Here is a 17,635-nt window from a genome sequence, read left to right on the forward strand (position 1 = left end):
CGCCACAGGCGACGTCCCTTACGATAGATGACTACCTGCGTACTCTGCGGTTCGATGAATTTTCTTTCATTTAGCCTGAGGGTCGAGCCTGAGCAATGGCTCCTGAAAGCGCAGCAAACGTCCGGCGTTGCCCAACACCAACAAGGTACTCAGGTTATGCAGCAGAGCCGCTATCATCGCCCCGGCCGCGCCAAGCCAACCGAAAGCCGCGAAGACCACGATCGCCAGGGTCCAGCCGAGGCCGATGATCACATTGACCTGCAAAGTACGCCGGCACTGACGACTCAAGCGCACGCAGGTACCGAGGCGGCGCAAATCGCTGCCGATCAACACAATGTCCGCTGAAGCCAGCGCAATATCTGCCCCGCCAGCGCCCATCGCCACGCCGACCACGCCGGCCTTGAGCGCGAGTGAATCGTTGATGCCGTCACCGACCACCATCGGGCGGAAGCCGTGATCGATTTCCTTGAGCACTCGATTGAGTTTGTCCTCCGGGAGCGCTTGCGCCTGGATTTCATTCAGCCCGACTTCCTGCGCCAAGGTTCGCGCGACGCTCTGACGATCCCCCGTCAGCAGGAGTTGGCGTCCCAACCCCAGTTCGCGCAATTCGCTCAAGGCAAAGCGCGCTTCGGGTTTGATGCTGTCTGCTAGCAGCAGCCAGGCGAGGAATTCACCGTTCAAAGCCAGGCCGGCAATCGGGCCATCGTGTTCAGGAACGAGGGGCGTTGTGATGCCCAGTTGCGCGAACAACTCTGGACGACCGAGCGCAGCTTCGCCCTTCTCTGTCGTCGCCACTACGCCCAAGCCTTGGCGCTCATGGATGTTGGTCAGAGGCCAATAGGCTTCCTGATCGGCCATCCCGGCGAGTGCCCGGCTCACCGGATGACTGCTCGCCGCGCCAAGACTGGCGGCCAGCGCCTGCACTTCTTTGGTGTCCACACTGAGGCTGTCGATCGACTGCAAACGCAAGGTGCCGTAAGTCAGCGTGCCGGTCTTGTCGACCACCAGTGAGGTCAGATCGGCGAGTTCTTCGAGGAACGCCGAGCTGCGAATCAGAATCCCGTGGCGCGCGGCGACGGCGACACCGGCAATCGCCGTGGCCGGCGCCGACAGCACCAACGCACACGGACACGCCGCCACCAGCACCGCGAGCATCGCCTGTGCATCATGGGTGACGAACCAGGTCACCGCCGCCAGCAACAAGACCAGCACCATGTAGCTGCCGGCATAGCGTTCGAGCAATCGCGTGATCGGCGGTTTCGAGCGCTCGGCGTTTTGCATCAGGGCGATGACTTTGCCCAAGGTGGATTCGTCGCCGATGCGGGTGACTTCGACGCGCAGCAATCCATCGAGGTTGATCGCGCCGCCGAACACCAGCATGCCGACGCACGCTTCCACCGGTACCGATTCACCGGTAATCGACGCCGTATCGAGACTCGCCTGGCCGGACAATACCCGACCGTCCGCCGGCACCCGATCACCGGCCCGCACCTCGACAACATCGCCGGCGCTGAGCGTGCGGTTGTCCACTTCGATGATCGAACCGTCCGCTTGCAGCTTGCGCGCATGGCTGCGGGTCAGCCGGCCAAGCGCATTGATCGCTTCCTGAGAACCGATGACGCTACGCTCTTCCAGCACATGGCCGAAGATCATGATGATCGGCAACAACGCCGCGGTGAGCAGATCACCGGTTGCCCAGGCACCGAGCATGGCCAGCGCAATCAATTGATCGGTAATGCCGTGCAGGCTTGGATAACGCAGGCTGTACCAGGCCGAACGCATTACCGGAACCGCTACGAGCAAAGAAGCGAAACCCAGCAGCAGTTGGCTGACACCGATTTGCTCCGGGAGTATCCAGCGCCAGACCAGCCCCAGACCCAGCAGCCCGAGCGCAAGCATCGCCAGGGTCAATTGGCGCGCGGCGCGACGTTGTTCGGCCGAGGACAACAGACTTGGAGCAGCGGTGGTCGCGGTCATTGACTGGCTCCTTGAATGATCAACCGGGAATCGTCTTTCGGATTGACGGTGGTGACCGACCCGGCCTGACCGAGGATCTTCGGTATGCGCTCGCGATACAGACGCAGGAGCATTTGCGGGTCGGCAGACGTGGCCAGACTCGAGACGGTTGCGGTATCGGTCGAGGCTTTTGCAAGACGCTCGCCTGCCTGCGCGTGAGCCACCTGGAGCGTGCGGTCTGCCTGTTCGTTGGCGGACTGGGCAAGTTTCTCGGCATCGGTGCGCGCGTTAGCCACTGCTTTGTCAGCCTGCTGACTGGCCGTCAGAACCGCATTGAAAGCAGTGATCGCTGGCTCCGGCAGACTCGATTGCACATCGACCCGCGACACCTCGATACCTATGCCCTGCCCGCTCGCCTTCAGTTCAGCGAGACGCGCGTTGATGCCTTGCACCAGATCACCGCGCAATCGCTCACGGCGCTCGGCCGCCTGATTGTCGGCGCCGATCAGTTCCGGGCGAGCGACCAGAATGGTGTCGAGATCTCGCGCGGCGGTCAGGGCTACGGCGCTGCGCGTCACCAACCGATCGAGCGCTGGTAGCACATGTTCACCCTGTAACACGAACGCATAGGGATCGGAGACTTGGTAAAACACTCGCACGTCCAGTTGCACTACGCCGGCGTCACCGGTCAATAAATAACCAGACCCGGCGAGTGCATCGCTCAATGGCGTAGCGAAGGACGCCACCCGGTCAGCCTTCAACGCTTCGTCACTGCGCAACAGATTTTCCACTCGACGCTCGATCACCCGATCCGCCGCCGGCAGCAGAACCACCTGTTCAAAAGGTTGCGGCCACGCCCATAACAGCCCGGCATTCTGAACGCGATCAAGCGCGCCAAAGTGCAGTACTACTGCGCGGTTTTGCGGATCAATCTGCCGGACATTCGAGACCGCCCATGCTAATGCGGCCAAAACAGTGATCGCATACAAGGCGATGAAGGTCAGACGGCCGGCCTGAATCCACGGACTGTTCAACGCATGTGTTCCACGTGGAACTTCTTCGCTCATGGCTGCGATCCGACTTTTTTGTCGAGCGTCGGTGGGCCGTCGACCAACACACGGAACGGCGCAGCATCGGTGCGCAGAATCAGTTTGGTTTCCGGTGTGACAATGGTGCCGAGGGTATCGAGCGAGCGCAGCAGGTTGTAAAGCTGCGGCGAGCTGGCGTACGCGCGTCCATAAATCTGCGCAGCCTCGACTCGCGATTGCGCTTCAATGTCAGCGGCTTTCACCGTCGCATCAGCCTGAACGATTCGCGCATCGCGCTCGGCGGCGGAGCGAATTTGCGCCGCTTCGCGTTTGCCGATTGCTGTACGTTCCGTAGCAATGGTTTCACGCTCGGCGCGCATGCGATCGACGGTTGCACTGAGCGTGACCGAGGGCAAAGTCAGCCGCTCGATACCGACCTGCACCACGCGCACGCCATAAGTGGCGAGCAACTGTTGGTCGATCTGCTGACGCAACTGCGCTTCAAAATCGCCAATGCGAACTTGCCTGGCATCGGTGTTGACCAGATTGGCCAGATCGAAACTGCTGGCCGTGGTCTCCAGTGCCGAACCGACAAAGGTGCGAATCTGCCGCGCCGCCTCGTCCGGCTGATTCTGCACGGCACGCATGAAACGCTGCACATGTTCAGGATCACCCTGCACCTGCCACGCCACGTAGGCCTGAACGATGATGCGCAAACCGTCCTTGGTGCCGACGTCCTGCAAACCACTTGAGGTGGTACGTAGACGCAAGTCCACTGGAATCGCCGCTTCGAACGGCGCAGGCCAGCGCCAGCTCAAACCGGGATCAAGCAATACCCGCGACGGATTTCCGAAACGCGTGATGACCGTGGCTTCGCCGGAGCGCACTTGCACCAGACTCGCGGCGGCAATGGCAAACGCCACCAGCAACGCAGCCCAGGCCATACGCCGCCATGGAAATGGTCCGGCTTCTGGCACCTCGCCGTGATGATGATGGTGATGCCCGCCGTGGCCGTGGTCGTGGCCGCTGTGGTCGTGAACGTCATGAACAGGCGACTGGCTCAATGGGTGGCTCCTGGTTGAGCGGTGGTGCGGGGGGACGACGGATCAGTCGGCAGTGTGAAAGTACGCAGATCGATGGTTGGCGCATTTGCGCTCCCGCCAAGTCGATGGTCGAGCACCAGCAGCCTGGCTTTACTCAAGCCCTGACTGAGCTGGCTGAGATATTGCTCCAGTACAAACGCCTGGCCAGCACTGGCGAAGGCTTTCTGCTCGGCGCTGAATTTCAGGTCTGCCGTTTGCGCAGCGGCACTGATCTCCCGCGCGTTTGCCGTTGCCTGATCCCGCGCCGCGCTCGCCTGCAACTGCGCCTCGTTAGTGGCCTGCGCAGCCGCCCCGCGTTCGCGAGCGATCAACGCCTGCGCGCCGATCTGCGCCGCTTGCACACTGTGATAGGCATTCGCCGCGCCGGCCGGTGGATGAATCGCTTCGACGACTGTGGCAAGGATCTCCACACCACTGTTCAATCTGTTCAGATCGCTTTGCACCGAGCGACCGATTTCCTCGGCCAGCCCTGCCCTGTCGTCGCCAAGCAGACCGTCGAGGGTGCGCGAAGCAAAATCGTGAACAAGGATCCGGCTGGCAGTGCTGCGAATCAGCGTCGGTACATCGGCGCTGTTATAAGTCGCGGCGAGCGCCGCCTCGTCGTTCAAACCGATGCGATAAACGAAGCGCACGTCCATGTTGACGATTTGCAGGCCCTGTTGCGCGCCGCGGCTGCTGGCGATGACCTGGGATTTGTCATTGACGTGGCTGGCGTCCCACAAACGGTTGGCGGTCACCGGCGCCGGGCCTTCAGCGGAGTCGGACTGCACGGTGATTGGCTTGTCGCCGACACTGGTTGCCAGTTCATGGACCACGCCGTTTTCAACGGAGATCACACGCCCCAATGGCCAAGGCAACCCGCTATGCAAACCCGGGCCGAAAACCTGTACCGGTTTACCGAAGCGCTCATAGATGCCGCGACCTTGCAGGGGAATTTCATGTACGCCGGTCAGCAGCCAACCGCTAAGGGCGACCACCGCCAACACTGGCAACAAGGCCCGGCGCATGTAACTGAAGGCCCAGATCTGGCGCAAATCGATGCCGAAACGGTTGTGCATTTCATGCTGTAACGCCAGCCACGGCTGCGGCGGCCAACGCAGCATATCGGCGATAAAACTGCGCGCCAGCAGGGTCGGTTCGAGTTGTTCGCGGCGCGGGCTGAAAACAGACAGCACCGCGCGCAATAACAGTTCGATGGCAACCAACATCGGCAGGATTGCGCTGAATACCGCAACACGCGCCGGCCAGACTGCGTCTTCGCTGGCAAACAACAGACACAGCGCACCGATCAACAGAGTGATGATCACCACCCGGATCAGTTGTGCCAGCGCAGCCGCTTCCGGCCACTGCGCCGGCGGTTCCTGCGCCAGTTGCCGCTCCAGCACCAGCAGGACAAACGCCAGCAACAACGCCAACGCCGCACCGATGCTCGCCGACAGCCCCAAGGCCGCCGCAGGCAACGTTAGATTCCACACCTGCTCAATACCAAGCAGAACCAGCAACGCCCAACCGCCGAGCCACAACGTCGGCGCACCGATTTGTCCAAGCAGATGGCGGCTCTGCTGACTCAAGCGCTCCAGCAGCCTTTCGTACCAGCCCTCGGCTGCGCCGCCCTCTTCCTCGACGGTCGATTGCGAGGCGGGCGGATGCATCACCCGCGCGCGCCATTGCGTCACCCACCCGGCCGATTGCAGACCGGCGACGAGCACCAGCAAAGCCGCGCTCTGATTGACCAATAACGGTAACCACAGGGACTGCGGCGCAAACAGGCCGACGAAAAACGCCAGCACCCAGCCCGACGCGGCCAATGCGCCGAGTCCATAAGCCAGCCGACGTAATTTGCGTGACTGCGCATCTGCTTGCTGAAAGCGCGGCAGCCCGGTGACTGACTTGGCGTCCAACTCAAGATCGACTTGCATATCATCCCGACTAAATTGGTCTTGGCGTTACGATATAACGGAAACTGTGAAATATTCGTACACAATTTCACTTATTCAAAGATGCCGCAGCTGTCGCTTGCCTGAAGCCTTGACCGAAATGTTCGACGAAGCTCATATTACGTACATAATTTTTATCGCGACTAATCTTGGCAATCCCCATCGAGCAATCTGGAGCAAGCGCATGAGCAACTATGACGTAGTGATTCTGGGCGGCGGCCCCGGCGGTTATAACGCGGCGATCCGCGCCGGCCAGCTCGGGCTCAAGGCCGCTTGCGTTGAAGGACGTGCAACCCTCGGCGGCACCTGCCTGAACGTCGGCTGCATGCCGTCCAAAGCCTTGCTGCACGCGTCGGAGCTGTACGCCGCTGCGGTGGGGACAGAGTTCGCCAATCTCGGCATCGAGGTCAAACCGACGCTGAACCTCGCGCAGATGATGAAGCAGAAGGACGAAAGCGTCGCCGGCCTGACCAAGGGCATCGAATTTCTGTTTCGCAAGAACAAGGTCGACTGGATCAAGGGCTGGGGCCATATCGACGGCCCGGGCAAAGTGACGGTGACCGACGTCCAAGGCAACAAGAGCGAACTCAACGCCAAGGACATCATTATTGCCACTGGTTCCGAGCCCACTCCCCTGCCCGGCGTCGAGATCGACAACCAGCGCATCCTCGACTCCACCGGCGCACTGTCGTTGAGTGAAGTACCCAAACATCTGGTGGTCATTGGTGCCGGGGTGATCGGCCTGGAGCTGGGTTCGGTATGGCGCCGACTCGGCGCGCAGGTCACCGTGGTCGAATACCTTGATCGCATCTGCCCCGGCGTCGATGGCGAGGCCGGCAAGACCTTGCAGCGCGCGCTGAGCAAGCAAGGCATTGCCTTCAAACTGAGCTCGAAGGTCACCAGCGCCACCAGCTCCGCCACAGGCGTGCAGCTGAGCGTCGAGCCTGCCGCCGGTGGCACGGCTGAGCTGATCGAAGCCGACTATGTGCTGGTGGCCATCGGGCGCCGGCCGTACACCCAGGGCCTGGGGCTGGAGAACGTCGGCCTCAGTACCGACAAACGCGGCATGCTCGCCAACAAACAGCATCGCACCGAAGCCGCCGGGGTCTGGGTGATCGGCGACGTCACGTCCGGGCCGATGCTCGCGCACAAGGCTGAAGACGAGGCCATGGCCTGCGTCGAGCAGATCCACGGCAAGGCCGGCGAGGTCAATTACGCGCTGATCCCCAACGTCATCTACACCCAACCGGAACTGGCCAGCGTCGGCCAGACCGAAGAACAGCTCAAGGCCGAGGGCCGTGCCTACAAGGTCGGCAAGTTTCCCTTCACTGCCAACAGCCGGGCGAAGATCAATCACGAAACAGAAGGCTTTGCCAAAGTCCTCGCCGACGAGCGCACGGACGAAGTGCTCGGCGTGCATCTGGTCGGGCCGAGCGTGAGCGAGATGATCGGCGAGTTCTGTGTGGCGATGGAGTTCAGCGCGTCGGCCGAGGACATTGCCCTGACCTGCCATCCGCACCCGACGCGTTCGGAAGCGTTGCGTCAGGCAGCGATGAATGTCGAGGGGATGGCGACGCAGATGTAGGTTCCAAACCTTGCCGCCGTCTTCGCGAGCAGGCTCGCTCCCACTTTGGAATGCGTTCCCCCTGTGGGAGCGAGCCTGCTCGCGAATGGCGCCACCCGGTCTACAGCGGCAAATGCCCCAGCGGCAACGCCCCCGGCGCCTTCACCGTGTGAATGGCAAAGTTGCTGCGAATATCGCTCACACCCGGAAGCTTGAGCAGATGGCCGCTGACAAAGCGGTCATAAGCGCGCAAGTCAGGCACCACTACCTGCAACAAAAAGTCCGATTCGCCGGACACCAGAAATGCTGAGACCACTTCAGGCAACGCAGTGACGGCCGCATAAAAAGCCTCGGCGCGTTCTTCGTTGTGCCGCTCGACCTTGACCCCGACAAACACCGTCAGCCCCAGCCCGACTTCATCGCGATCCAGATTGGCCTGGTAGCCCCGGATCACCCCCGCCTCTTCCAGCATGCGCACCCGGCGCAGGCACGGTGAGGCCGACAGGCCGATTTCTTCCGCGAGCTCGACATTGCTCAAGCGGCCGTTGCGTTGCAGCGCAGCGAGAATCTTGCGGTCATAAGCGTCGAGTTTCATCTTTGGCAGATCCCGATAGTTACAGACTGGAAAACCAGCAGGTTATGCCAAACACATGGAATTTTGAAGCTGATTACGCAAGCACCTGCCCTGCCGTCTCGCTCTAGACTGGCGCGAGAAAATCGACATCGAAAAAGGGGTGTGATGTGGCAAGTCTGTGGCTGTTTATCCTGACCCTGGCTGTAGTTCTACTGTTGCCGGGACCGGACATGATCCTGCTATTGCAAACCGGTGCTCGGCAAGGTCGCGGTGCGGCGCTGGCCACCGCACTGGGCCTGGCCATCGCCCGCGCCTGTCACGTTGCCTTGGCGGCACTGGGGCTGGCGGCGCTGTTCAAAACGGCGCCGTGGACGTTTGACGTGGTGCGCATCGCTGGCGCGGCCTATCTGTTGTGGATCGGTATCCAGTGTTTGCGCAGCTCGCTGGTACCGCGTCTGCAAAACCAAGAGCAGGCACCTGCTCCCGGCCAGTGGCGCGATGCGATCCGTCGCGGCTTGCTGACCAACCTGCTTAATCCCAAGGCTTTGCTGTTCTGCTCAGTGCTGTTGCCGCAATTCATCGTCAGTCACGGCGCGCCGGTGCTGAGCCAGTTTGCCTTGCTTGGCATGGTGCTGGTCGCTGTCGGCCTGCTGTTCGACAGCGTGGTTGCCCTGACCGGCGCGGCACTGGGCCGTTGGCTGCAACACAGTCCAACCGCCCAGCGCGTTCAGCAATGGCTGTTCGGCAGTCTGTTGATTGGCTTCGCCGTACGCCTGAGCTTTATTCAACAGGCCTAGCCTTTGCGGACCTTGCGCTGACGACGGGTGATCAGCAGTAACGCGATGGCCGCGACTACGACGATCGCGCCGATCTGCACCGGCCACTTGTACGGCCGCAGCGTTTCACGCACGGCATCGGTCACCTGGGTGACGTAGCGCTTGTCGGCATTTTCGAAGTCCGGATACGGGCATTGATTGCCGAAGTCTTGCGCCCACGGCACATAAGGGCCTTCCTTGACGTAGCGCTGATACAGCGCGCTCTGGTCCTCAAGGCTGCTGTTCCAGCCGGCCGCGTTGCACAACACGGCGGCAAACGCCTGACTGGTGTGCGGCAGGTTATCGGCGGCGCGACTGGCCAGTGCCGTGGCGACGAAACGATAGTGATAACGCTGATCCGGTTGCGCGGCGCTGGCCTGCTGGCGCTGCACTTCCGCCGTGGAAATCAGCGGGCCGACATCCAGCTTCGTGCTTTCCAGTGTGTAATTGCCGCCGAAGGTGGCGTAATCAGGCGCCATCTCATAACCGAGGATGTCCATGCCCCACTCCCGGGCTGTCCATGCGGCGTTGTACAACGCACTGGCGCGTTTGCTCGGCCACCACGCCGACTCGGCCTTGAGCCGTTGCTCGCCATAGAGCCGGGCCTTGTGCTGCAGATCGTCACTGGCGAAATAACCGGCCGCTTCCTCGTAACGGCCCTCACGCAGCAAGCGCCGACCGAGCAGATTGCGCAGGTTGGCGGCCACCGACAGCGGCACATAGTTGTCGCGCTCTTGCTGCGTCAATGGCGGCGGCGCCGGCACGTTCTCATCGACGTACCGCTTGAGCTCATCGACCGTCAGCACCCGCTCGGCAACGGTGGCGGCATCGAACCAGTAAAGGCTGTTGCTGCGATACAGCTGCACGAATGCTTGCAGGTATTCGCCGCGTTGCAGCGCCAGGATCGCGCTTTCGCCCTCCACCCGACATTTTGGCTGTACCGTTTCAAACGCCCAGTCCGGTGTGCGGCGATAACCCCAGTCTTCGTTCTGCGGAAAGGCCTGGGCGGCTTTGGCGTAGGCGGCGGCAGCGGCAGTCGTGTCGCCGTCACGCACTGCCAGTTTTGCCCGCAGCCACCAGGCCAGCCCGCCGTCCCCGGCGGTTACCAGAAAGGCCTTGGCAGACGCGTAGTCACCCTGTTGATAGCTCATCGCCGCCAGTCGATCGGCATTGTCGAGGCTGCCACGGGTGCTGTTTTGCAGGAGTGTGACGAGTTTCTTTTCATTCGGCGGCTGCTCACCGAAAGACCAGCCCTGACGGCTGACCAGCGACGCCGTGACCAGTTGCTGCACTGCTGGCAGCTGCAGCAGTTTGGCCAGCTGAGATTCCGGCAATTCGGCCAGTTCGTTCATCAGTTGCTTGAGCGAGGTGTAACCGACGGCCGAACCGTGCAGGTTCTGTGCTTCGTACAGTTCGATGGCGCCGCTCCAGTCGCCAGCACTGCGCAGCACCCGCGCCTCTTCACCGAGGCTGGCAACGCCCAGTTCCAGCGGATCGCTGAAGCCGTCGATGCTCAGTTGCCGGGCCTGGCGAAAGGCATCGCGCGCCTGCTCCAGCGCTTCGATGCGGTTGTGCGCCCCGTTGCTCATGGCGAAGGCGATGCGCCCGAGGGAATACGCCGCCCACGTGCTGCGCAACGGACGCTGGTCTGCCGGCAGGGCCAGCACCTTGTTGAAATACTCACTGGCCAATTGATGATCACCGGTGGCAAAAGCCACCGCGCCGGCAACGTACAAACGGATTTCCACCGGCAGACTGGCGCCCTGCTCCTCGGCCTGATGGGCATCGCTGAGCCCACGCAGGCGCTTGACCACCGCGTATTGCTCGGCGCTCAGGCCAACCTGCTCAGCCTGTTCGCGGGCCAGCTCTGACGCGTTGTCTTCGGCATAGTCGTTGGGGTTATGGGTCGCTGCGGTGACGTTTTTCAGCCCGGCAATGGTTTTACCCAGGCGACTGATTTCGAAGCTGAAGCTGCCTTCGGGCAAATCGGCCAAAGTCTGCGCGCGGTTGTCGAGCAGGCGCATCGGGAAGTCCGGGCCGCAGGCCAGCGCCGAACCCAGCGGCAGGCTGAGGCTCAGGCAGAGCAGATGGCGGGGCCAGTTACGGGTCAACATGCGAACCTCCTTGATCAATATGTGCACAACGCGCCCAACCGACAGCGCGCTGCCCGCCCGCCGGCAAGCGGCCGTCACGCAGGCGGGTGAAGGTAAGCAGATTGGCACTTTGTTGCAACGAGTAACCGGCGAGCGCATCGGCACCTGCACAATCCTGCGCCTTCAAGGTAATTTTCGCGGGCCACGGGCTGTCGAGATTGCCGCGGTTTTCGAGCTGGATGTCATAGAGTCCATCCTGCTCTTTGAATGACAGATCCAACCGAGTGTTCAGCCCATCGCCCCGCGCCACGGCGCGCAAAGTGGTGAGGCTCCAGGCGCGACGATCGTTGGTCAGCGGCAAGCGAAACCACATCAACCCGGCCAGATGCTCAGGCGGATCCTCGCGCAAGGTTTTGGCCAATTGGCTTAGTTGCTGCGGATCGGCGAGCAATTCCCGGCGCTGCCCGCCGCGCTCCAGTTGCACTTCGCTTTCCACTACCGGCGCGCCACCATCATCGCTCAACAGCGCAACGCCGTAGGCCGGCAGCGCCAGATAGAACGGTTTGTCGCTGACATGTGCCCAGGCCTTGGCCCACTTCAACGCCTGCCTGGCGTCGAAAAGACCCAGTCGCGGATCGCTCACGGCGTGGACTTGCAGCACGCTGCTGTCGACGCTCTGCAACAGCGCCGGCAAGTGCGCGCTGTCGAGCCAGGCCGGCAGTGCGGTGATGCTCAAAGGCAACGATGGCGGCAAGGTCGCGCGCAGATCTTTGAGCAATTGGGCATACGCAGGCAGCCGTGCTGTACCGGCGTCGTGATCGATCTCGACGCCGCTCAACGTGAGGCCCTGCGCCTGCCAATCGGCGATGACTTGCCGAATCTGCGCGGTGACCTGCTGCTGGTCCAGTGATTGCAGCTGACCATCAAGGCGAATCACTGCAATCAACGGCCGGCCATCGGCTCTCAACAAGGCTGGATCAACCCGCGCCCTGCTCCACCGTTCGCCGGGAAAGGCCTGCAATGCCAGCACGCGCAGCGTCGAGAAATCATCGCGACTGTCACGCAAGGCCGGTTCATGCGCAGGCGTCCATTGGCGCTGCCAGACGTAGAGTTGCTGGTCGAGGGCCGGCGCGACGTGTTGCTCGCAACCCGCAAGCAAGACGCCAAGGAACAGACACACAATCAACCGCATACCTTGAAAATCCCTGAAACCACAGGGCTGCAAGGTTACACAAAACATGGCGTGAGCGAGTCGATCAGACTGCGGCTTCAGAAGACGCAGTTGGTGTGCTGGACGTACCAAGACGTTGCACCAGCGCGGCACCGCGGTTGCGCATAGGCATTTCGATGAAGCGGTAATTCAATTCGCTGAGCAGGGCAATCAGACCGAACGCCCACAGCAAGGTGACCACTGGATGACCTGCCGGACTCGGCAGGCCCGCTTCCTGCAGACGGAAAGTAACTTCACGTACCAGAAAATACACGGGAATATGAATCAGGTAGATGCCGTACGACCGACTGCCCACCCATCCCATCAATTGCTGCAAGCGCCCGGCCGATAACAGGTAATCCTGATTGTAAGAGGCGACCCACACCAGCAAGGCACTCAATAAAGCGATGGTGCCAACGCGAAAGTGAGTCGCGGAAAATCCATCGGTGGCCAGGTAACTCATCAGCGTTGCGACGACAATCAGCGCTGAGATTCCGGCCCCGTTGCGACTCAGAAACAGCGGCTGCCAACGCTGGTAACTCGGTTGAGCACTCCACATTGCCAGCAGTACGCCAAGGGCCAGCGCGTCGGTTCGAACGACCATCAGCAGCGGCGTTCGCACCGCCAGCAGTTGCACTGCGACCAGCGCCAGCAGCACCCAGACCAAATGTCTGCGGCACAGCAGAATCAGCAACGGAAACAACAGGTAGAACTGTTCTTCCAGGGCCAGACTCCAGTAGACGAAACTGCTGCCATATTCGTAGCGAAAGAACGCATCGGCAAAGCGGAAATTGGCGTACTGCAACACTCCTGCGAGCGTCGCCTGCAGATTGGCCTGCAGCGTGCCGAACGCCCCGGAGCGATTGAAAAACATGCACATCAGCAGCACCAGGGCCAGCCACAGCCAGGCCGAAGGCAGCAGGCGAAAAGCGCGGCGCAGCCAGAAATTGCGCGTTTGCTCCCAGTATTGCTGACGGCTGCTGCAATCACGCAGCGCAGGAATCAGACTGCGCGCAATCACGAAGCCGGAAATGGCGAAAAACAGGTCAACGCCCCACCAGGGTTGTGCCCAGGCATGAATGGCTTCAAGCAAAGGCACCGGATCGCGGAACAGATTGCCTGCCAGGTGATGAAACAGCACCCCCAGCACGGCAATGGCGCGCAGCACCTCAATGTCCATGATGCGTTTACTGCTCATCCGTCGTCTCCCGCATCCAGCGGTTTACGGGCGATGATCACCTGGCTTTTGGGCATGAACTGGTCCAGCACCTGTTTGATCGCAAGTCCGTCGGGCCGGTCGAGCATCTCTTCCCAGGTCCTCGCCCATCCACCCATCAGATGAGGAAAAGGCGCGTGAATGCGATCACGCACCGCACCACCCGGATCCTTGCCGGCCGCTTTTTCGCTGGCCCAGAAAAAGATCATCCCCATCACCCAGAAAAACCCCGTCGCCTGCCGATGTTCAATGATCAGTCCGGCGTCTTCGACCAGTGCGGCGAAGCGCTCTGGAGTGAAGATCTGCACGTGGTTGGGCGACTGGTAATAACTCTGCGGAGCGATGCCTTTTTGCAGATGCTCGCCCACTGGAGCCGGCACACTGAGCAGGTACAACGCACCGGGGCGCCCCATACGCGCCAGTTCGGCCATGAACGCTTCGGGTTCGTCGACGTGCTCCAGCACTTCCATGCACACCACTTTGCTGGCACAGCCGTCGGCCAGCGGCAATGGCAGGCTGTTGCTGACCAGACCAAGACTGGTATTTGCGCTTTGCGCCTCGACCTGACGCGCCAGCTCGCGCACTTTGTCGTATTCGCTGTCGGTGAAAATCACCGATGCGCCCTGGCGTACGGCAAACAATGTTGCGGCACCCTCGCCGCAACCGACGTCGAGCACGGTGTCGTCAGGCTTAATGGCAAAGCCCTTGAGCAATTCGCCGCTGTCATTGAGAAACCAGCCGTCCAGCACGGCATCACGCAAACCGACATCGCGGGGCGACCAGACAAATAAAGGCTCGGGTTCAGCGTCTGGCGTCGGCTCAATCACCGGTTCCGCTATCGGTTCAGCCGCTGGCGGCGATTGCGAAGATTGCGCTTGGGCAAACAATCGATGAAGCAATCTGCGAATCATGCGCCGATAACCTCCGTCGCCATTTCGGCGCGGGCTTGCAGCAGGCTCGCCAGAAACGCCCGTAATCGCTGCTCGGCCACCGCTTGACTGCAAAACGCCTCGAGACTCACGACAGCCTGTGCCGACATGGTGGCGTAACGCTGGGGATCATTTTGCGCGACGTCGTAACTGGCAGTGTAAGCGGCACAGATCGAAGCCCAGCTCGTTGCGTAGCGCAAGGTTCGGTAGGCCGAACGCGGGTCGTGAGGCCAGGCCGTGAATTGCTCGGTTGCCTCGATCAGAAAAGCGTTATCGGCATTCATATAGTCGATCATTGCCGTGGTGCACGGTGCCACAGCCGGCTTGCCGCACGACATGAATTCCATCAGCGGCAGGCACTGGCCTTCGCCGTAGGAAGTGTTGACGACGTAACGGGTCGCCTGCACCAGACGTTCGTAATCCGCGTCTGCCAGATAGCCGTAGATAAGCACGATGCGGCAGCGATAAGGCTGATTCTTGTAAAGGTGATGGAGGATGTCGGTGAGGGCTTCTTCAGCATCGTGATGGGTGAGTTTCAGCACCAGGGTTGCATCAGCGTTTTCCCGCATAGCGGCACAGAAGGCGCTGATCATGTCCTCCCAGTTCTTGCGCCCGTCCCGGGGGTTGAACACCGAGGTGTACACCACACCTTCAAGCACCAGCTCTTGCTCGGTGACCGGCGCGAGGAAATCGATTCCACGCCCACGGCGCAACGGCACAGGAGCGAAAGCATCCAAGGCGATCTCGCGACTGTCGACTACCAGGCCTTTGATTTTCAGCCGTACTGAATCGATGGCCGGCTGCTCCTGCAATTGAACGCCGCGCGCTGCGAACCGATCCCAGACCGGCGCGGGGACGGCGACTATCGGGTACTCGACAGACATCGCTTTGCGCACGGCATCGACCGTGTAACTGGAGTGCGTGATCGCAGCACCGCAGGCGGCAAGTACTGTGCGCCAGTCGTTCAGCGGATCGCCAGCGAATGGCTCATCGGGAATCGTGCTGAACTCCCAGGCAAAGACCGGCAAGGTCGGACACGCCAAATGCACCGGGGTGCGATGCGGTGGCGAGAACGACAGAAATACGCAAGGCTCGCCACGTGACTGGCACTCTGCATACAACGCATCGACTTCGCTGTTCGGGTCCATGACCTCGATCACCCGACCCAGACGTTCGAGCACTGGCCGATACTCCTTGAGCACGAAGTAATAGCTGTACTCCGAGCGCCCCAGGTTGCGGCTGATGGTGTGCTGGTTGGTTTCCGAATGGATGATGATCAGCATGGGGCGCTATCCCTGACCTGGGCAACGTGACCGGGCTGTGGTTCGAGCCCGAAAAAATCCACGACGCGCTTTTGCAGAACCGCGATCGCACTAAAATGCTCCATGCGTTGCGCGGCAGCCAAAGACATTCGCTGATAATCCTGAGGCTGTGTCGTGGCCATCCGGTAACTGTCTTCGTAGGCTTGTTTCAAGGAGCCCCAGTCTGGCCGGTGACGATGCGCACGAAACAGCATGCGCGGGTCATGGGGCCACGTGCACGCCTCAACGCTGGAGTCGACCACGAACGCCACAGACTCGTCGATATAGTCCTGCATCGCCGTGTGGCCGGGGGCGATCACCGGTTTGCCGCAGGCCATGAACTCCATCAGCGGCAGACACAGACCCTCACAATGCGAGGCGTTGACGTAAAAACTCGCCGACTGGTAAAGCCGCGCGTATTGCGCATCGTCCATGTAACCGTGAATCATCACGACCCGACAGGAAAAAGGCGCCAGTTGCGCCAGTGGCGTCATCAAGTGTGCATAGACGGCCGCCAGGTCGCTCTGGGTAAATTTCATCACCAGTGTGGCGTCTGGAGTGTCACGAAAGGCCGCGCAGAAAGCGGTGAGAATCTGTAGCCAGTTCTTGCGCCCGTCCGCGGGGCGAAACACCGACGCGTAGACCACACCGTCGACCTCGGCTTGAACCTGTAACGAGGTGTCCGGCATATCTTGCGGTGGCGGTTGCACTGATACCGGCAAAGGTTGAGGGCCGGCGATACCGGGCAAATGTCTGGCGAGCCAGTCATGCCAGGAATGCCTAAGCAAGTCGTGAATCCCCTCCCAGTACCAATTCCGCAAAAAACTCACCCGTGGCACCACAGGCGTCTGATCATGGCCGGCATTGAGCAGCCAAAGGCGCAGGTAATGCTTTGCGATGACCAAGCGTCGTTTCCACGTCAGCGGTGGTGGTCGCGAAGCCTCCAACTGAGCTTCGATTTCCGCCAGTTCTTCGGCGGTGAGAGGCTTGGGCAGCAGATTATCCGGATGCAGGTTCATCTGGCGGGAATCGAAAATGCACCCTTTGAGCGTCAACGTCGTACCTGTGTTGACCGGTGTGCTGAGGTGCTGCTTGCCGATGGACGCAAGCTCCTCTCCGAGTGGGGCGGGCAATACCAGCACAGGGAAATCCTCTCCCATTGAGCGACGAATCGCTCGGGCGGTATGGCTGGACAGCGTGATCACGCGGCCATGCCTTGCCAACATGCGCGTCCAGTCCTGGCCAGGATCATCGCCCCATTGTTCATCGGGAATCGAGTCGTACTCCCAAGTCACGACACAAACGGTCGGGCATTGGAGGTCGATCGCCGTTTTCTGTGGTCGGGTGAACGAGAGGAACACACTCTCCTCGCCGGTCGCATGGAATTGCCGAAACAGCGGATCGACCTCTGCGACATTACCCACTACATGGACTCGCCCGACTGTTTCGAGCAACGAACGGTAGGCCTTCAGAACGAAGTAATAACTGGCGTCGGGATGGCCGAGACTCTCCCTGATGGAGTGTTCGTTGATGTCCGAATAAAGAATGAAATTCATGGCTTTCCACAATGAAACCGCGTTACCGGCAGCTTCATACTAGTGACGGCCAAGCGTCGAACCGGCTCGGTGGCGGTTCTTCGTCTCAAGTCACGTCTTGTTCTTGTTTTAGTGGTCGGTTTCACCTTTGCGCACAATGAGCCAGAACTTCCATGGCGATCGTGACGAGCGCCATTCTAAACACATCCGTCGCGGCTCCGGGAACCGCCCGGTGAGAATAATTCGGGCTACGCTTACGAGAACTCACCAGTCACGATATGCCCTGTTGAAATTGCCGAGCAATTGGCACAGATTGGCAACCAAACAACTACAACAAAGGCTTCGCCTGCTGTTTCCCCGGATATTTCCTCCGG

General features: G+C 60.9%; 13 protein-coding genes. 2 read left to right on the forward strand and 11 right to left on the reverse strand.

Features of this window, described 5'->3' with window-relative positions:
• Positions 1-66 precede the first annotated feature (66 nt).
• The 4 genes from FEE99_RS03820 to hflK (FEE99_RS03835) are packed head-to-tail and all read right to left on the reverse strand — an operon-like array spanning position 67 to position 6,006.
• A complete protein-coding gene (locus tag FEE99_RS03820) occupies positions 67-1,977 on the reverse strand; it encodes a heavy metal translocating P-type ATPase (RefSeq protein ID WP_041476561.1) in 1,911 nt (636 codons plus the stop codon).
• Positions 1,974-3,023 (reverse strand): protease modulator HflK, encoded by a 1,050-nt coding sequence (gene hflK, locus FEE99_RS03825; RefSeq protein ID WP_041476560.1) that lies wholly within the window; start codon positions 3,021-3,023, stop codon positions 1,974-1,976. Before hflK (FEE99_RS03825) ends, FEE99_RS03820 begins: the two co-directional genes overlap by 4 nt.
• Positions 3,020-4,048, reverse strand: a complete 1,029-nt coding sequence (hflC, locus tag FEE99_RS03830; protein WP_041476559.1) for a protease modulator HflC — start codon at positions 4,046-4,048, stop codon at positions 3,020-3,022. The genes hflK (FEE99_RS03825) and hflC overlap by 4 nt, the downstream gene beginning before the upstream one ends.
• Entirely contained in the window at positions 4,045-6,006 is a 1,962-nt protein-coding gene (hflK, locus tag FEE99_RS03835) for a protease modulator HflK (RefSeq protein WP_041476558.1), read from the reverse strand. The genes hflC and hflK (FEE99_RS03835) overlap by 4 nt, the downstream gene beginning before the upstream one ends.
• A gap of 202 nt (positions 6,007-6,208) precedes the next feature.
• On the opposite strand from hflK (FEE99_RS03835), the gene lpdA reads away from it, so the two are divergent.
• Positions 6,209-7,609, forward strand: a complete 1,401-nt coding sequence (gene lpdA, locus FEE99_RS03840) for a dihydrolipoyl dehydrogenase (protein ID WP_041476557.1) — start codon at positions 6,209-6,211, stop codon at positions 7,607-7,609.
• A 100-nt stretch (positions 7,610-7,709) separates the two neighbouring features.
• Here the strand turns inward: lpdA and FEE99_RS03845 are convergent, their stop codons facing one another.
• Positions 7,710-8,183, reverse strand: coding sequence for an Lrp/AsnC family transcriptional regulator (locus tag FEE99_RS03845; protein ID WP_041476556.1), 474 nt, complete (start codon positions 8,181-8,183; stop codon positions 7,710-7,712).
• A 146-nt stretch (positions 8,184-8,329) separates the two neighbouring features.
• Between FEE99_RS03845 and FEE99_RS03850 the strand changes: the two genes are divergently transcribed.
• Positions 8,330-8,959 carry a LysE family translocator gene (locus tag FEE99_RS03850; RefSeq protein ID WP_041476555.1) on the forward strand — a complete coding sequence of 210 codons (630 nt, stop codon included), beginning with the start codon at positions 8,330-8,332 and terminating at the stop codon, positions 8,957-8,959.
• On the opposite strand, the gene FEE99_RS03855 is transcribed toward FEE99_RS03850, so the two are convergent.
• The 6 genes from FEE99_RS03855 to FEE99_RS03880 form a co-directional block, all read right to left on the reverse strand.
• Positions 8,956-11,091, reverse strand: a complete 2,136-nt coding sequence (locus tag FEE99_RS03855) for a hypothetical protein (protein ID WP_041476554.1) — start codon at positions 11,089-11,091, stop codon at positions 8,956-8,958. The two genes, FEE99_RS03850 and FEE99_RS03855, sit on opposite strands and share 4 nt — an antisense overlap.
• Positions 11,078-12,262 (reverse strand): DUF3142 domain-containing protein, encoded by a 1,185-nt coding sequence (locus FEE99_RS03860; protein ID WP_041476553.1) that lies wholly within the window; start codon positions 12,260-12,262, stop codon positions 11,078-11,080. Before FEE99_RS03860 ends, FEE99_RS03855 begins: the two co-directional genes overlap by 14 nt.
• Before the next feature lie 64 nt (positions 12,263-12,326).
• Positions 12,327-13,478, reverse strand: a complete 1,152-nt coding sequence (locus FEE99_RS03865) for an acyltransferase family protein (RefSeq protein ID WP_041476552.1) — start codon at positions 13,476-13,478, stop codon at positions 12,327-12,329.
• Complete coding sequence (locus FEE99_RS03870) at positions 13,475-14,407, reverse strand: class I SAM-dependent methyltransferase (protein ID WP_041476551.1); 933 nt, start codon at positions 14,405-14,407, stop codon at positions 13,475-13,477. Before FEE99_RS03870 ends, FEE99_RS03865 begins: the two co-directional genes overlap by 4 nt.
• The gene (locus tag FEE99_RS03875) at positions 14,404-15,708 is read right to left on the reverse strand and encodes a glycosyltransferase (RefSeq protein ID WP_064361029.1); all 1,305 of its coding nucleotides are present in this window, start codon (positions 15,706-15,708) and stop codon (positions 14,404-14,406) included. The genes FEE99_RS03870 and FEE99_RS03875 overlap by 4 nt, the downstream gene beginning before the upstream one ends.
• Positions 15,702-17,282 (reverse strand): glycosyltransferase, encoded by a 1,581-nt coding sequence (locus FEE99_RS03880; protein ID WP_041476549.1) that lies wholly within the window; start codon positions 17,280-17,282, stop codon positions 15,702-15,704. Before FEE99_RS03880 ends, FEE99_RS03875 begins: the two co-directional genes overlap by 7 nt.
• Positions 17,283-17,635: the final 353 nt, after the last annotated feature.

The organism is Pseudomonas sp. ef1, assembly GCF_007293365.2.
Taxonomy (GTDB): domain Bacteria; phylum Pseudomonadota; class Gammaproteobacteria; order Pseudomonadales; family Pseudomonadaceae; genus Aquipseudomonas; species Aquipseudomonas siliginis.

Excerpts from the sequence above, each read along its gene's own strand:
- FEE99_RS03820 (WP_041476561.1), bottom strand. The coding sequence starts at position 1,977 with ATGACCGCGACCACCGCTGCTCCAAGTCTGTTGTCCTCGGCCGAACAA.
- hflK (WP_041476560.1), bottom strand. The coding sequence starts at position 3,023 with ATGAGCGAAGAAGTTCCACGTGGAACACATGCGTTGAACAGTCCGTGG.
- hflK (WP_041476558.1), bottom strand. The coding sequence starts at position 6,006 with ATGCAAGTCGATCTTGAGTTGGACGCCAAGTCAGTCACCGGGCTGCCG.
- lpdA (WP_041476557.1), top strand. The coding sequence starts at position 6,209 with ATGAGCAACTATGACGTAGTGATTCTGGGCGGCGGCCCCGGCGGTTAT.
- FEE99_RS03845 (WP_041476556.1), bottom strand. The coding sequence starts at position 8,183 with ATGAAACTCGACGCTTATGACCGCAAGATTCTCGCTGCGCTGCAACGC.
- FEE99_RS03855 (WP_041476554.1), bottom strand. The coding sequence starts at position 11,091 with ATGTTGACCCGTAACTGGCCCCGCCATCTGCTCTGCCTGAGCCTCAGC.
- FEE99_RS03860 (WP_041476553.1), bottom strand. The coding sequence starts at position 12,262 with ATGCGGTTGATTGTGTGTCTGTTCCTTGGCGTCTTGCTTGCGGGTTGC.
- FEE99_RS03865 (WP_041476552.1), bottom strand. The coding sequence starts at position 13,478 with ATGAGCAGTAAACGCATCATGGACATTGAGGTGCTGCGCGCCATTGCC.
- FEE99_RS03870 (WP_041476551.1), bottom strand. The coding sequence starts at position 14,407 with ATGATTCGCAGATTGCTTCATCGATTGTTTGCCCAAGCGCAATCTTCG.
- FEE99_RS03875 (WP_064361029.1), bottom strand. The coding sequence starts at position 15,708 with ATGCTGATCATCATCCATTCGGAAACCAACCAGCACACCATCAGCCGC.
- FEE99_RS03880 (WP_041476549.1), bottom strand. The coding sequence starts at position 17,282 with ATGAATTTCATTCTTTATTCGGACATCAACGAACACTCCATCAGGGAG.